The organism is Cobetia sp. L2A1 (assembly GCF_009796845.1).
Lineage (GTDB): Bacteria > Pseudomonadota > Gammaproteobacteria > Pseudomonadales > Halomonadaceae > Cobetia.
Genome location: NZ_CP047025.1, coordinates 2816851 through 2832336 on the forward strand (window position 1 = coordinate 2816851; position 15486 = coordinate 2832336).

Consider the following 15486-nt stretch of genomic DNA (forward strand, 5'->3'; position numbering starts at 1 on the left):
CGCGCCGTTTTTTGATGGCTTTCAGGATGAAGACATCCGGCGAACATCATGCGAGGTATTGCCCGAGATTGGGTGGCCACGCACCCTGGCGATCTTCGCTATTGGCACTCACATCTTTTGAGGTACTCGCATGAATGCGGTAATTCTGGCCGTCCTGGTCATGGTCGGTCTATCCCTTGCCCGCGTCTCGGTCGTCTTTGCTCTGGTCGCCGGCGCACTGGTCGGCGGCCTGTTCAGCGGCCTGTCATTGACCGACACCATGACAGCCTTCAATGATGGCGTTGGCGGTGGTGCCAAGGTCGCCTTGGCCTACGCCACGCTAGGCGCCTTTGCCGTGGCCCTGTCACGTTCTGGCTTGCCCGACATGCTCGCTGCACGCCTTGTGGGCATGCTCAATGGCGAGAGCACTCCGCGCCGCCAGGCCGCCATCAAGTACGGTCTGCTAGGCAGCGTGACACTGGTTGCAATTTCCTCCCAGAACCTGATCCCGGTGCACATCGCCTTCATCCCGATCCTGATTCCGCCCCTGCTGGTAGCGATGAACCGTCTGCGTCTCGATCGCCGTGCCATTGCCTGTGCATTGACCTTCGGCCTGACGGCTCCTTACATGCTGTTGCCGGTCGGTTTCGGTTCGATCTTCCTCAACGACATTCTGCTGGCCAACATCAATGAGGCGGGCCAGGCGATGGGCCTTGAAGTGACACGTGGCATGGTCCCCATGGCGATGGCGATTCCCGTCGGCGGCATGTTCCTCGGTCTGTTGACTGCCGTCTTCGTCTCTTACCGCAAGCCGCGTGACTATGCGACCCGCGAGATCAAATCCACCAACGTGCCGGGCTACACCCCAGACCATACCCCAACGCGTAGTGGCCTGATCATGGGCGTCGTGGCCATCATCGCCGCGCTGGTCATTCAGCTCTATTCTGGCTCCATGATCCTGGGAGGCCTGGTAGGCTTCGCCATCCTGTCACTGGGCGGCCTGTTCAAGTGGAAGGAGGCGGATGACCTCTTCACTTCCGGCATGCGCATGATGGCGCTGATCGGCTTCATCATGATCTCCGCTGCTGGTTTCGCCTCGGTCATGAAGGCCACTGGTGATATCCAGACACTGGTAGATGCATCTTTCCATATCATTGGTGATAACAAGCCACTGGCTGCACTGGTGATGCTGATGGTCGGCCTGTTCATCACGCTGGGCATCGGTTCCAGCTTCTCGACCATTCCTATCATCGCCGCCATCTATGTACCGCTTGCACTGCAGTTCGGCTTCTCACCGCTGGCAACCGTCGCATTGATCGGCACGGCTGCCGCGCTGGGTGATGCCGGCTCACCGGCCTCTGACTCAACCATCGGGCCAACATCCGGTTTGAATGTCGATCAGCAGCATGACCACATCTGGGATAGCGTGGTGCCGACCTTCATCCACTACAACATCCCGCTTATTGTCTTTGGCTGGATCGCCGCGATGACGCTGTAATACGCCATACGGCTCCATGAGTCGCCACACGACTGACACGACAACGCCCGCCAAGGAGGAGTTACCTCCTTGGCGGGCGTTGTCGTTGTCTTGGTGATTGAATCATGTGGCAACAAGACAGCAATACCTCAGAACACGGCGTCACCACTAGACAGTTACTGGACAAGCATCCAGTCTTTCAGCATGATGCGCCAATGCGCAAGATTCTCCATGCCGACTGCGATTGCTTCTATGCCGCCGTCGAAATACTTCGCCACCCCGAGTGGCGCGACGTGCCGATCGCCATCGGTGGCCGTACGGAGCAACGTGGCGTCATCGCTACCTGCAACTACCCTGCTCGCGCCTTCGGTGTCCATTCGGCCATGTCGACGGCACGTGCCCTGCGCCTGTGCCCACAACTGATACTGGTGCCGCCGGATTTTGAGCGCTATCGCGCCATTTCCGAACAGATTCAAGCCCTGTTTCTCGAGTTGACACCCGTGATAGAGCCTCTATCACTGGATGAGGCCTATCTGGATGTCAGTGCCGTGACGGCCTTTCAAGGCAGCGCCACCTGGATGGCGCGCTGGTTGAAGGAAGAAGCTCTCAGACGCACCGGCATCACCCTCTCCATTGGCGTGGCCGCCAACAAGTTTCTAGCCAAGATCGCAAGCGACTGGGAGAAACCCGATGGCCTGACCGTCATCACCCCGCAGACCAGCGATGCCTTCATTCGACAGCTACCGGTCGGCAAGCTGCACGGTGTCGGCCCGGCAACGCTCGCCCGCCTGACACGCCTGAACATAGAGACCTGCGAAGACATGCGCAGTGTGCCACTGACCACGCTGATCGAGCACTTCGGCAAGTTCGGTACCCGCCTGCACGAGCTGTCACGGGGTGTTGACGACCGTCCCGTAAGGGTTGAGCGAGAGCGAAAATCCATCAGCGTAGAGAACACCTACGATCATGACCTGCCAGATCTTGCCGCATGTCTTACGCGACTGCCTGAGCTGATGGAGCGCCTGACCCGCCGTCATGTCCGCAATGACACGCCGGTGTTGGCCAAGCAGTTCGTCAAGGTGCGTTTCAATGACTTCACCAGCACGACACTGGAAAGCGTATTGCCGACCTCCCGCACTTCTCTGCCGGAGGTCGAGAGCTTCGCGACGCTGCTTGAGCAAGCCTGGCGACGTGGTCAACGGCCCGTCAGGCTGCTGGGCGTAGGCGTGCGCCTCAAGGCGATCGAAGAGACTCAGCAGCTGGGGCTTTTTCCGTAATTCATCGCTGAGCGGATGTCTCCTCCGCCGCATCATCTCCCCAGCTGCCCCACAAGGCCGAGGGTGAGCGTAGCCGAATCTCCAGCGGTAACCCTTCTACATCATGCTGAAGGTCAATCTCCTCAAGCGGCTTCAGTCGCACTTCCAGCATCGCCTGGTTACCATCGAAAGGCCCTGCCAGTTGCGATGGCAGCTTCTGTGTCAACTCAGGCGGTGCGACGATACGCGCCAATACGCTACGCCCATCGGAAAAATGCGCTTCCGCAATCCGGCCCACTGCCACCTTGCCCACATACTTGGGGGAGAAATAGGCATGTAACTCCGGCGCATTCGCAGGTACCAGCACGCCCAATGACTCACCGGCACTGACTCGCTGACCGCCCTGCACATACGTCTTGGCCAACAGCCCCGGCTGAGGGGCCTGAATATTCAGCTCGGCAATGGTGGCCTCCAACTGCGCCAGTTGCCGCGTCAGATTCTGACGACGCTGGACGACGGGCCCAGCAAGTTCGGCACGTAGTTTTTCGCGCTGCTGTATCAACAGGTTTTCCTGAGACTGCGACAGCTGATCCCGGGCACTGGCCTGCGACACATGGATGCTCGCCAGATCCGTCAGAGGCACTTCGCCTTGACGTCTGAACGCATCGAACTTGTTAGCCAGGCCCGTCTGGAACGTCAGCGAAGATTGCGCGTTTGCCACACGGCGCTGGGCGGTATCGATCAACGATTCACTCTGCTCCTGGGCGCCTTTGGCGGGTAGCGTCGCGAGTATGTCCTTGAGGGCTTTCCTGTCCGCGATGAGCGCTGAGTCCTCCAGCAGGAACAATGGCTTGCCTGCAGCTATCCTCTCACCCGCCCGTTGCGGAACTGACACGACCCGAGCATCACGCGGACTGGTGATCACCAACGGAGAGTGGGTCAATACCGCGGGTGCCACCAACAACACGCGATCGCGTAGCGCATACCAGCCGAAGGCGATCACTGGCACCAGAATCAATGCCATCAGGCCACACCAGCGCCAACGTCCACCTCCCCGGTGTGCTTTCGCATAAGGTACCTTGAGGCCATTCTGCTGATCAGGATGGCGGGATTTTTCAGGGTCGAAACGAATATCCATCAGAAACGGTTTCCTCGGCGCAGGACCCACCATGGGGCCATGCTGGTTTCTTCGTGGCTGCGGCGCAGCACTTCATTGAGAATCGCGACAAGTGCGAGCAGGCGTAGCGCCAATTGATACAGAGGCATGACCGGCAACCAGGCCATGTCGCGCAATGTCGCGCGAGGATTTCGGCTGACGCATAAAAGGCCCACCAGGGCGTACCAACTGCATAACCCGAGATAGATCAAGTACAGCAATACACTGATGGCCACTGCATGCACCGCCGGTTGAGTGGCGTACCACCACACCACATACCCCCCGATGACGAAGGGCAGCGCCACGCTCTGAACCAGCCCATAGGTCAGCGTGAAGAGCGTGCCTGCCCATCCCATTAGACGCGGACGAATGCCCCGCCAATGCTTGCGCAGGTACACGAAGTAAAGGTCCCCCTCCCAGCGCATGCGCTGACTGGCCAGACTCCGCACCGTCTCTGGGCCATCGGTATAACCGATGGCATCCGGGATGAATGCCAAACGCATGTGCGGATGGCGACGCTGGTACTGCTTGAGACGCAGGGTAAGATCGAGATCTTCTGCAGTGTGGGTGTCCCAGCCGCCGACTTGGCGCACGATGTCGGTCCGGAAGATACCGAAGGCCCCCGAGATATTGTTGATCAGGTTCCAGCGGGCAAGGCCGGTACGGCCATATTCAATGGACAGCAGATACTCAAGTGACTGAAGACGAGTGACCAGCGACCTGGTGCGGTTGCGGATACGCAGGTTGCCCGCAGCAGCCAACACATCAGGGTCTTCAAAGACCACCACGCTACGCATGATCATGTCCGGGGCGAAGCCGGTATCACCATCCAGCGCATACACCAGCTCACCGGTAGCAAAGCCGAGACCCGTGTTGAGTGAGGATACCCGCCCACCCCGCTGCCACTTGGGAACCACCCGCAACGTGCGGTTGGGCAGTCGACGAAATGCCGCGGCCTGGCGGCGCGCTGCCAGCAGAGTGGCCTGATTGGCCGTCGCGCCATCAATCACCATGATGACTTCCACATGGCCAGGATAATCCTGATGCAACAAGGTCTCGGCACTTTCGGCGACGCCCTCCCCCTCCGAGTAACACAGCACCAGGCAACTGACTGACGGATAGCGCTGCGGCATGGCATCCGCGTCATGTGGTCCACCGTGTCCACGATTGCGAAGATGACCGATCATGCCGGTAATCACGATGACTGCCAGCGGCAGCTCGAAAAGGATAAGCAACGGCAACAGGAAAACGGTTCCCCGGAAGGAATGCAGCATCCACTCAACTGTCGAGTGTATTTCCCACAGTACCTGGGAGATGAAGAGATCCAGTCCATTCATGTGGCTCTCCTCATACTGATCCCATAATGGGTGTAGCTGTGTCCACCAGCAGGTTCGGGAGCCACTGGGATGCCTTGCCACGGTGGTGTTCACTCGGTAGCTCGTGCATCTCAAGCGACATGTTGAGCTGTCCATCGAGATGCTTGAGATCAGTCAATGACTGGATACGCAGCGCGACATCCTCGAAACGTTCCCGCGGCGTATGCGGCAACAGGAACAGCCACTGTTGCGCGGTGTATTCGCAGACGAGGTCGGTATCACGCAGCAGACTACCCAGACGCTGAGCCATTCCTTCAAGGAGGCCGTGCTCATCGTCACGATCATGAGACAGCACCATCAATAGATGACGATGAGAGTGACGACGTGCCAGCGGCACCAGCAGGTCCAGCATGTGATGCAAATCAGACGGCACCACACGCTGCCCGGGCAATGGTGTCGAAACACTTGCCCTGTCGGGGGCTGCCACGGCAATGCGTCCTTCGGCGTTCAGCTGCAATGAGGCAATGCGCTGCTGTACGAGCTCACCGGGCTGTTGAGTCTGACCACAATCCAGGCACTGGGCCTCCACCTCGCCCTCCACCAGCCAGAGATCACACTTCCCGCAGGCCAGTGATTCCAGAGGACGGTCGTAATCCACGCCAATGTGACGCAGACGAACCCGGCATTTCGGGCAACTGAGCTGGTCGTGCTGTGTAAAGCGGTCCATGCGGTCCACGTGGCCGCAGGCGAAGCAGTGCAGACCATCCAGCGGCTTGAGATCCAGGTGACGACAACGCGGACAGACATCCACATAATTGAGATGCACGCTTCGACACTGACGACAGTGGCGAGTACGCGTGACCAACGTCTTCTCCTCAAGCCAGCCACGGTGCTCAAACAACTCCAGCAGAGTGCGTTGAGCCTCAGCGTCGAGTCCCCACGCTGACAACAACGGCCAATGGCATCCAGTTTTCAGCTCGGCGGCAAGAGACACGGCCAGTACATGCTCTGGATACAGGCTCCACCACCGCATCAACCGCTCGAAGGGCGCAAGCGCCTGATAATCACGCGCTTCACTCGTCTCAAGTGCCTCACGATGTTCGATCACCGCCTCCAGATTCATCGCTCAGCTACCCGGCCATTGATTGGCCAATGCCTGCACATGGGGTGTGACCGCACCTTCGACGATGATGGGGATCAACGCCCCATGCGGTGTGGCGCGTATCTCCGAGAGCAGGCTATCGAGCTGTCGCAGCCCCGTTGAACTGGCTTCTTCGAAAAAGAGATGAATGGCGGAGTATTGCTCGCTCGGGGGTGGCGTCGCAGCCTGGGCATGGCCCGGATCACTTGGCTGGCCAAGCGCTTCAAGCAAGGAATCTTGCTCGATATGAGTTTCAAGGGGAGGAGTCGCAGCGCGACCGACAACAGCTATACGCATGACAAGGCTTCCCATGAGGTGTGACGGGCATGCAATCGCCAGACTTCCCAGGAAGATGGAAAGTCTGGCGATTGCATGCCGGCTTCTGATTCAGACTTTCATGGACCAGCCTTGTACACCCGAGTTCACGCCTGTCGCCCACCAATAACGACTTTGGTAGCAACTCCATACCTGCTGGTAGGTAGAATGCTGAATTACTAATCTCTTATAATGACTATTCTAGTCAAAAAGGGTCATATACAAACAAGATGAATCTTATACAACAACGACGTATCGATAACGGCCCGACGAAAAAAACCGGCACCTGCTGTGGCAGGTACCGGCGATGGATCGAGGCGGCTGACGTCTCATCTCAGATGACGGCAGCCAAAAGCCTCAGGCAAAGACGATGGTCTTGTTGCCGTGAATCAGCACGCGGTCTTCAAGGTGCCAGCGCAGACCCCTTGCAAGGGCCTTCTGCTCGACATCACGCCCGAGACGCACCAGATCTTCTGCGGTATGGCAGTGTGTGACGCGGTGTATGTCCTGTTCAATGATCGGCCCAGCATCCAGCTCTTCCGTCACGTAATGACAGGTCGCGCCAATCAGCTTCACGCCCCGACCGAACGCCTGATGGTAAGGCTTGGCCCCGACGAAGGACGGCAGGAAGCTGTGATGAATGTTGATCAGGCGACCCGCATAGCGCTCACACAGACTTGGCGGAATGATCTGCATATAGCGCGCGAGCACGATACAGTCGGCATGAGCCTCTGCCACCAGACGTTCGACTTCGGCGAAGGCCGGTGCCTTGTCGTGCTTGTCGACGGGCACATGGTGGAACGGAATCCCATGCCACTCGACCAGCGAACGCATGTCGTCATGATTGGAGATGACACATGGAATATCGCACTCCAGATCCCCGGACTGCCAACGATGCAACAAATCGACCAGGCAATGGGAATCCTTGGAGACCATCAAAACGACGCGCTTCTTGGTAGCGGTGTCATGCATTCTCCAGTGCATGCCGAACTCTTCGCCAATCGTGACAAAGCGCCTGCTAAGTTCTTCGGCACTCAAACCGACAGATTCAGGATTGATTTCATAGCGCATGAAGAAACGACCAGCACCAAGATCAGAATGCTGGTTGGCTTCGGTGATCCAGCCACCCTGCTCGGCAATAAAGGTAGAGACTCGGGAAACAATTCCGACCCGGTCAGGGCAGGACACCACCAGGCGATAGGCGTGAGACATCGTAAGTTCAACCATTGTGAAAGCGAGGAATGATGATGATCCGGCAACAAACACCGGCCAGCACGAGAAGACGAGCACTGATATGACAGCGCGCTGCTCGGCGGAGGCGGACTATTGTAGCGGATCCCATGCACGGGAACAGCGTCTCTACGTGATTTGCGCTACCTGTCAATTAGACCTCGGTGTCAGCCTTGAGCCATCTATCAGCCATCCTTAACACGCCTCGCCATTTGTGGCGCTTCGCGGGATTCCCGTATAGTTGAGCAACATTTTATTGATGGCATGACATCCATGTTGAAACCCCGTGTTCAAGTCCGTCAGAGACAGCGCCCACCGCTGCATCTACTTCCGCTAGGTGGCTGCGGCGAAATCGGCATGAATCTGACATTGTATGGCTATCAGGATCACTGGATTGCCGTGGATTGCGGCATGATAATCCGCCAGGACCTTCCTGATGGGCCGTTGCAGGTCCCTGATATCGAGTCATTGGCTGGACTGGGCATCTGTCCGAAAATGCTGGTTATCACGCATGGCCATGAAGACCATATCGGTGCCGTCGCATGGCTGTGGCCGAAGTGGCGCTGTCCGATCGTCGCTACACCTCTCGCAGCAGGCCTTCTGCGTGCCAAGTTCGCCGAGCGGGAGCTCGAAACCTCCAGCCTGCAGATCATCGAGGTTGATGAGGGCTTCGAATCAGGCCCCTTCGCGCTGCGCCTGCTGCCGTTGACCCATTCCATCCCCGAAAGCTGCTCGCTGCTGATCGTCACGCCGGAATACCGCGTGATGCATACCGGTGACTGGAAGCTGGACCCGGAGCCGCTGATCGGCGAGCCGACTGATCCGGAGCGCTATCAGGCACTGGCCCCGATCGATCTGGTGGTCGGTGATTCCACCAACGCCCCTCTGCCCGGCCATTCCCGCAGTGAAGGCGAAGTCGCACGCGCGCTCGAGAAGACATTGGCGGGATGTCGCGGGCGTGTCGTGGTGACCTGCTTTGCGAGCAATCTAGCGCGCATTCTCGCCTTGGGCCGTGCCGCGGCGCGCAATGGCCGCCGGGTCACGCTGCTGGGCCGCTCGATGGAGCGCATGGTGCGAGTCGCACGCGGGCTGGGCTATCTGGAGGATTTCCCTCCCTTGGTACCCGTAAAAGATCTCGGCTACCTCCCGCCGGAAGAAGTGATGGTGATCGCGACCGGTAGCCAAGGCGAACCACGCGCTGCCCTGTCACGCCTCGCTAACTCACGCCATCCCGATTTTGAACTCGCGGCTGGCGATACCGTCATCTTCTCCTCAAAAGCGATTCCCGGTAATGAGCTGGCGATTGGCAAGCTACACAATGGGCTGACGCGCCTCGGTGTCGGTATCATGGAAGAGAAACAGTTCCCGGACCTGCATGCCTCAGGGCACCCGGCACAGGAAGAACTGCGCACCTTCTACAGCTGGTTGAAGCCTGTGCGCCTACTACCGGTACATGGCGAGTATCGCCATCAGTTGGCACATACACAGGTCGCACAGTCGATGGGGATTGAGGCGCCACTGATCCCCGTCAATGGGGACCTGATGCGTCTCGATGCCCAGGGGCTGTCAGTAGAAAAACGGCTGACGCTGCACGAGCGCATCATTGAGCACGACAAGGTACGACCACTGGATTCAATGGACCGACGTGCACGCGCGCGGCTCGGTCGTCATGGCAGCGTCTCACTCGCGCTACCAGTCACGCTTCAACAAGCCGGCTGGGTGCGTATCGGTCGTTTGATGCTGGATATCAGCGGCACATCCAGCCTGGATGAAGACAGTTTTTCAGAATGGCTGGACGATACGCTTGCAGGCCTTGAAGCCACCAATGAGCGGGAACTAAAACAACAACTGGATAACCGTATCAATCGCTGGCTACGCAATCATTTACGTCATGAGCCTGTACTGTTCCTGCACGTGATGATCATGAGTGAGACGTAAACTCAGGTCACGGACGGCGTCGCGCCATCAGCACTGGCTGTAGACATCCAACGTACTGCATGAAAAAACCCGCTCGGAGATATCCAAACGGGTTTTTTATTTTCCGCCAACACATGAACCGGCGATGGCTTATCCGGCAGTCTTGTTTTTCGGTGGGCGACCACGGCGTTTCGGCTGGTCACTTACAAGATCATCCACGGAAAGACCTGCTTCAATCATCGCATCGCGAATCTCGGCCAACTTGCGCTCTTTGGCAATTTCTTCTTCACGGCGTTGCTCATCTTCTTCTGCTTTCTGCTCGATCACTTCATTGATGACTTCAGAAAGTTTATGCAGTTGCTCCATGGACAGCTGACGGGCAGCTGCACGAGCAACATTCTTGTTACGAGCAATCTTTTCCAGAGAATCTGCTGTCATTTTGCTACCTCCGTCGGTATGAGCCAGGCTGAAAATCAATGCGCAATACCGCATCAAATAGGCTAATACCGCAAAGTATAAGCCCTAAATGTGAACTAACAAGTCTTGATAAAAGCAAGGCTGTGTTTCCACAGGATAGACCAAAAAAACCCCGCTCAATGGCGAGGTTTTTATCAATGCTCGTACGTCATGAGAGATGCCGACAAGGCCAGAACAAGCGTGTATGCAAACTCATCCACCTGTCATGCTCATGAAGCGAACAATTTGCACATCACCGTCAGTCGTGAAGTGATGCCGCTCGGGTTTAAGATGCATTGCCTCGATAATCGCGGCCTTGATCGGCTCGATCTCACCGGGGAGACGACGCATTATCTCGCGAAGATCCAATGAATGCTCGTTACCCAGGCACAGCAGCAACTGCCCTTCTACCGTGACGCGGACGCGATTGCAGGTCGAGCAGAAGTTATGACTGTGCGGCGAGATAAAGCCGACACGAGACTCACTGTCTGCCATGCGAAAATATCGCGCAGGCCCAAGACTGTCCTCAAGCGTTGCTACCAGGGGATAGCGCTCCTCAATCCGGGCCTGGACGTCGTCACTGGAACAGAACGTCTCTTCACGCCCATGATCAGATACCTGCCCCAACGGCATCTCTTCGATAAAGCTGATATCGAGCCCCTCCTCTCGAGCGAACTCAACCAGGTCGACAACCTCATGATCATTGCGGCCTTTGAGCACGACGGCATTGAGCTTGATCCGGAAGCCTTCATCACGCGCCGCGCGAATACCGGCAATCACCTTGGCAAGCTCTCCCGTCCGCGTCAGCGCCTTGAAGCGTTCAGGATCCAGCGAATCAAGACTGATATTCAGGCGACTCATACCTGCCGCCTTGAGACGTGCCGCGTGCTTGACCAACCCGGAACCATTGGTCGTCATGGAGAAGTCCTTGAGTCCCTCAAGCGTGCCAATCTCTTCGACCAGCGTGCCGATATCACGGCGTACCAGAGGCTCCCCCCCCGTCAGACGGATCTTTTCAACACCCAGCTCTACAAAAGCACGTGCCAGCAGCGCGATCTCCTCGAGACTCAACACCTCATCGCGCGGCAGGAACGTCATCTCCTCACTCATGCAATAGACACAGCGGAAGTCGCAACGATCAGTCACAGATAAACGCACATAGCGGATGCGACGACCGAAGTCATCGACCAGGGTTTCCATCACGCTTCTCCTGAGTTCTGAGACACGCCGAGCGGTGAATGGTCATGCTTGTCAGGATGCTCGGTCATGTTTAAAGCGGCCTCTGATACTGGTCTCTGCCAACGCATCAGAGCATCACGGTCACTGATGCGCTCACGCACCCAGTAATCGCCAGAAGCGGTATGCTCTTTTTTCCAGAATGGCGCACGCGACTTCAGGTTATCCATCAGGAAATCACAGGCGGCGAAGGCGGCCTGTCGATGGGCACTCGCGACAACCACCAGCACGATATTGTCGCCGGGTTCGAGCCGTCCAATGCGATGGATGATACGTGCACCATCAAGAGAAAAACGCTCCCTCGCTTCATCAAGCAGCTGCTCGAGACTGCGTTCGGTCATGCCCGGATAATGCTCAAGCGTCAGCGCCACCACATCAGGACGCTGATTGAAGTCGCGCACCAGGCCCGTAAAGGCAACAACGGCGCCAACCCGCCCCTGTGTACGGGTCAGAAATGACTGCTCCGCGCCTATATCAAAATCATCAGATTGAATGCTGATCGAAAATGACGACTTGTCGATTGAAGAAGGCATCGTATCTATCCCCCTGTCACGGGCGGAAAGAAGGCGACTTCATCCCCAGCGCGTAACGGGTGATCATCCCGCACCATGTCCTGATTGACGGCACATAGCACACGTGTATCGTTCAGCGCCTCCAGCTGAGGATCACGCAGTGATAGCGTTCGCTTGAGACCGCCCACAGTCGCATCCGTCAATGTGTCGGGATTGAGCACCAGAGACTCGAGGTCCAAACGCTCGCGCAGCTCGGCAAGGAAGAGTACGTGTATCGTCTCGCCCTCAGCAGCATTGCCAGCAGTCGCTGCCATGGTGGGTGCCGAACCGACCGGCGCTGCAGTGATGGATTGAGTACTGGCAGCCGCCGGGACGGGCTCATCAGGCACAGCAGATGCAGAGGTCGCAGGTGCGCTATCACGTTGCCAGTCACCACTCTTGCCGCCTGTCTTGGTCTCGAGCTGGATATCACCAATCACGATGCCCTTGTCCACTGCCTTGCACATGTCATAAAGCGTCAGTGAAGCCACCGAAGCGGCCGTCAGTGCTTCCATCTCTACACCGGTGCGCCCATTTAGGCGGCAGAAAACCTGCACATTCACACAGCTATTCACTTCATCAAGCGTGAAGTCGACCGTGACCTTTGACAACATCAGGGCATGGCATAACGGGATTAGCTCATGCGTGCGCTTGGCTGCCTGAATACCGGCAATACGCGCCGTTGCCAGCACGTCGCCCTTGGGCAACCCACCTTCCGCCAGCAGTGCGAGCGTAGCAGGCAGCATGCTGACGCGAGCACTCGCACGTGCTTCGCGACGGGTTTCCTGCTTGTCCGCAACATCCACCATGTGGGCTTCGCCGCGTGCATTGAGATGGGTAAGGCTCATGGGCTGTCTCATATCCGTTTCAGGTCTGCCTGTCATGGCAAGGGCCTCCAGAAAGCATGGAGGTCCGCAGGGCAGGCTAGAGAGGGGATGATTACCCCTCTCCTAAAAATATTAGCAGACTATCGTTTCTACAGACTACCATTGCAGGTATTCACGCGGCCAGTGTTGCCAATCACTGCATGCGGGTCAGGCAACACCGTATCGCCCCAACCACTGCACCATGACTGGCTTTCCGGCCTCGATGCTCGCGCAACCAGCGGGAATTTCGATCAGGCACTCTGCGGCCAGCATGGACGTCAAAATGCCTGATCCTTGTTTCCCGGTGGTCATCACTACCTGACGACCATCAGCGCCAAGCACGAGGCGGCCACGATGATAATCGACCCGCTCTGGACGCGAGCGCATCGCTTCTCCGGCAATCAGCTGCAGGCGGGGGGACTGCCAGCAGGCCAGTGACGGGCTAGCGCTTTGTTCATCAGGCGACGTATCGTCCGTTGATCTTTCGACAGTCATGGGCGTGCCCGTGAGTCCAGTCGACGGCATCGCGATCAGCGGGTGCTGGCCTGACATCTGGCGCAAGGCAGGCAGCACGAACTGCAGGAAGGTCACCATGGTCGCCACTGGGTTACCGGGCAGACCGAAGAACGGCACCTGGCCATCTCTCTGCTGGCTGTCATCTCTCGCCGACAGCGTGCCAAACGCGAGTGGCCGTCCAGGACGCATGGCAATACGCCATAGCGCCAACTGACCACAGGCTTCCAGCGCAGCACGTACGTGATCTGCCTCACCAACCGACACACCGCCGGAAGTGATGACCATGTCAGCGCGCGAGGCGGCCTCCTGCAATGCCACTATCAACGCATCGCGGTCATCACTCAGGATACCAAGGTCCAGCACGTCGATACCCTGTTCAGCCAAAAGCGCAGAAAGACTATAGCGGTTGGCATCAAAGATACCGCCCATCGGCAAGGGATCTCCGGGTGCCGTCACCTCGTCGCCAGTGGAAAATACCGCCACGGTAACAGGGCGATAGACCGTGACCTCAGCCAGCCCAAGGGAAGCCAGCACGCCGATAGCGGCCGGAGTCAGCCACTGCCCGCATGACATGACATCACTACCGCAGGCGATATCTTCCCCTGCCTGGCGTACATTCTGGCCTTGGCGGACGCTGGACGCGCCCTCAATCACGACTCGCTCAGCATCGCCCGCGCCAGCCGCCGGCAATACGTCAGTGGGAGCATCAACAAGCGCAGCAGCAAAATACTGCAACTGCTCTTGCATCACGACGCTATCCGCGCCCGCCGGCAGTGCTGCACCGGTCGTGATACGCAGCGCTTCACCTGCTTCAAGTGCGCGCCCTTGCCACGGATGACCCGCCAACGAGCTACCGATCACACGCAGCTCACATACATCACTCGCCGAATCCTGCGATGTGATACGTGCAAGAGATGCATGCGCCAGTGCAATTCCATCCATCGCCGCATTGGTCTGCGCGGGGACATCAAGGGGCGACACAATCGTCTCGGCCAGAATTCGTCCGGTCGCCTTGTCGAGCGTGATTCGCTCGGTCGGGCGAGTGCGTGGCATGGCGTCAAGGCTCTCACCCAACACAGTCAATGCCTCATCGACACTCAGCATTCGTTCGCCAAACATCGGATCAAAGCACGAGAGGCTCATGACGCGACCTCCCGACGCGGCTGGCCGCCCTCAAGACGCCAATGTACCGGCCATGCCGACACCCAGGCAGCCAGTGACTCGATATCGTCGAGATCCAGCTGTTTCAGGCCCACCGGCAGCGTGTCTTGCACGTCAATCGTGGCTGACGGTGTGGCCAACGCATGAATCCAGTGATCTTCCAGTACACGCAATGGCTTGCCGACGGCGCTACGATAAAGTTCTAGCTTCGGTAACGGCCACTGCTTGAAGCCTTCGACCAGAATCAGATCCACCTCCAGACTATCCAGTTGTGCCACTAGCTGCTCGAGGTCTGCCTCCTGCTGGTCAGGTGTTTCCATCATCAGCGCGAAACGTTTCGCTGAAGCGACCAGCATGGGCACAGCCCCTGCCACGCGCAGACGGTGGCTGTCCTTGCCGGGAATATCGACATCAAAGGCATGATGCGCATGCTTGATCACAGCCACTCTGAGTCCGCGCTCACGCAGCTTGGGCAATAACTGTTCAAGTAGCGTGGTCTTGCCCGTACCGCTCCAGGCGGCAATTCCCAGCAACGGACAGGCAGCAGACGCTAGACGCGCCGCCCATGCCGACGACATGCTCTTGTCTTCCTCACCACTGCCTGACCCACCCTCGGAAGAGGTCGACGACGATTCGCGCGACGAGGTAGCAGGCCGTGAAGCATTCGCGGGGAACTCGGACATGAAAACTCTCTTGGTAATTCCTGCGTGCATACCGTCATGACAGCACGTGGATCCGTGTGCTGTGAACATGTGCTGTGAACAATATTCATCAGATGGGGGCGATGGTGAGACACGACAAGCAGGGGGAACGCTGCAAATCAAAGGCCGTGAAACCTCACCAGAGAAAGACAATAGACTGACAGACTCCGACAAACACAGTGGCGGCCCAAAGGCGGTGCATCATTTTGACT

Annotated in this window: 14 protein-coding genes; 3 read left to right on the forward strand and 11 right to left on the reverse strand. The window is 57.9% G+C overall.

Annotation, left to right across the window (positions count from 1 at the left end; genetic code table 11):
• Positions 1 to 130 precede the first annotated feature (130 nt).
• Together GQR90_RS11985 and dinB are read left to right on the forward strand one after the other, a co-directional pair.
• Positions 131 to 1477: a Na+/H+ antiporter family protein gene (locus GQR90_RS11985; RefSeq protein WP_158774320.1), complete on the forward strand. Its 1347-nt coding sequence runs from the start codon at positions 131 to 133 to the stop codon at positions 1475 to 1477.
• A 194-nt stretch (positions 1478 to 1671) separates the two neighbouring features.
• Complete coding sequence (gene dinB / locus GQR90_RS11990; RefSeq protein ID WP_158775486.1) at positions 1672 to 2733, forward strand: DNA polymerase IV; 1062 nt, start codon at positions 1672 to 1674, stop codon at positions 2731 to 2733.
• Position 2734: 1 nt separating this feature from the next.
• On the opposite strand, the gene GQR90_RS11995 is transcribed toward dinB, so the two are convergent.
• The 5 genes from GQR90_RS11995 to purU all read right to left on the reverse strand — a co-directional run bounded on the left by GQR90_RS11995 (position 2735) and on the right by purU (position 7852).
• Positions 2735 to 3850, reverse strand: a complete 1116-nt coding sequence (locus tag GQR90_RS11995) for an HlyD family secretion protein (RefSeq protein ID WP_158774321.1) — start codon at positions 3848 to 3850, stop codon at positions 2735 to 2737.
• Positions 3850 to 5205: a glycosyltransferase family 2 protein gene (locus GQR90_RS12000; protein ID WP_158774322.1), complete on the reverse strand. Its 1356-nt coding sequence runs from the start codon at positions 5203 to 5205 to the stop codon at positions 3850 to 3852. Before GQR90_RS12000 ends, GQR90_RS11995 begins: the two co-directional genes overlap by 1 nt.
• Positions 5206 to 5215: 10 nt before the next feature.
• A complete protein-coding gene (locus tag GQR90_RS12005; protein WP_158774323.1) occupies positions 5216 to 6307 on the reverse strand; it encodes a hypothetical protein in 1092 nt (363 codons plus the stop codon).
• 3 nt (positions 6308 to 6310) lie between these two features.
• A complete protein-coding gene (locus GQR90_RS12010) occupies positions 6311 to 6622 on the reverse strand; it encodes a hypothetical protein (protein WP_158774324.1) in 312 nt (103 codons plus the stop codon).
• 375 nt (positions 6623 to 6997) lie between these two features.
• Positions 6998 to 7852, reverse strand: a complete 855-nt coding sequence (gene purU, locus GQR90_RS12015) for a formyltetrahydrofolate deformylase (protein WP_158774325.1) — start codon at positions 7850 to 7852, stop codon at positions 6998 to 7000.
• Positions 7853 to 8227: 375 nt separating this feature from the next.
• On the opposite strand from purU, the gene GQR90_RS12020 reads away from it, so the two are divergent.
• Positions 8228 to 9808, forward strand: coding sequence for a ribonuclease J (locus GQR90_RS12020; protein WP_158774326.1), 1581 nt, complete (start codon positions 8228 to 8230; stop codon positions 9806 to 9808).
• A 129-nt stretch (positions 9809 to 9937) separates the two neighbouring features.
• Here GQR90_RS12020 and GQR90_RS12025 read toward each other — a convergent pair whose 3' ends face one another.
• The 6 genes from GQR90_RS12025 to mobB form a co-directional block, all read right to left on the reverse strand.
• Positions 9938 to 10225 carry an H-NS family histone-like protein gene (locus GQR90_RS12025; RefSeq protein ID WP_158774327.1) on the reverse strand — a complete coding sequence of 96 codons (288 nt, stop codon included), beginning with the start codon at positions 10223 to 10225 and terminating at the stop codon, positions 9938 to 9940.
• A gap of 231 nt (positions 10226 to 10456) precedes the next feature.
• Positions 10457 to 11443, reverse strand: coding sequence for a GTP 3',8-cyclase MoaA (gene moaA / locus GQR90_RS12030; RefSeq protein ID WP_199269421.1), 987 nt, complete (start codon positions 11441 to 11443; stop codon positions 10457 to 10459).
• Entirely contained in the window at positions 11443 to 12012 is a 570-nt protein-coding gene (gene moaE / locus GQR90_RS12035; RefSeq protein ID WP_158774329.1) for a molybdopterin synthase catalytic subunit MoaE, read from the reverse strand. Before moaE ends, moaA begins: the two co-directional genes overlap by 1 nt.
• 5 nt (positions 12013 to 12017) lie before the next feature.
• Positions 12018 to 12878: a cyclic pyranopterin monophosphate synthase MoaC gene (gene moaC, locus GQR90_RS12040; protein ID WP_158774330.1), complete on the reverse strand. Its 861-nt coding sequence runs from the start codon at positions 12876 to 12878 to the stop codon at positions 12018 to 12020.
• Positions 12879 to 13064: 186 nt separating this feature from the next.
• Positions 13065 to 14555 carry a molybdopterin molybdotransferase MoeA gene (locus tag GQR90_RS12045; protein ID WP_158774331.1) on the reverse strand — a complete coding sequence of 497 codons (1491 nt, stop codon included), beginning with the start codon at positions 14553 to 14555 and terminating at the stop codon, positions 13065 to 13067.
• Positions 14552 to 15151: a molybdopterin-guanine dinucleotide biosynthesis protein B gene (gene mobB, locus GQR90_RS12050; RefSeq protein ID WP_158775487.1), complete on the reverse strand. Its 600-nt coding sequence runs from the start codon at positions 15149 to 15151 to the stop codon at positions 14552 to 14554. Before mobB ends, GQR90_RS12045 begins: the two co-directional genes overlap by 4 nt.
• Positions 15152 to 15486 lie beyond the last annotated feature (335 nt).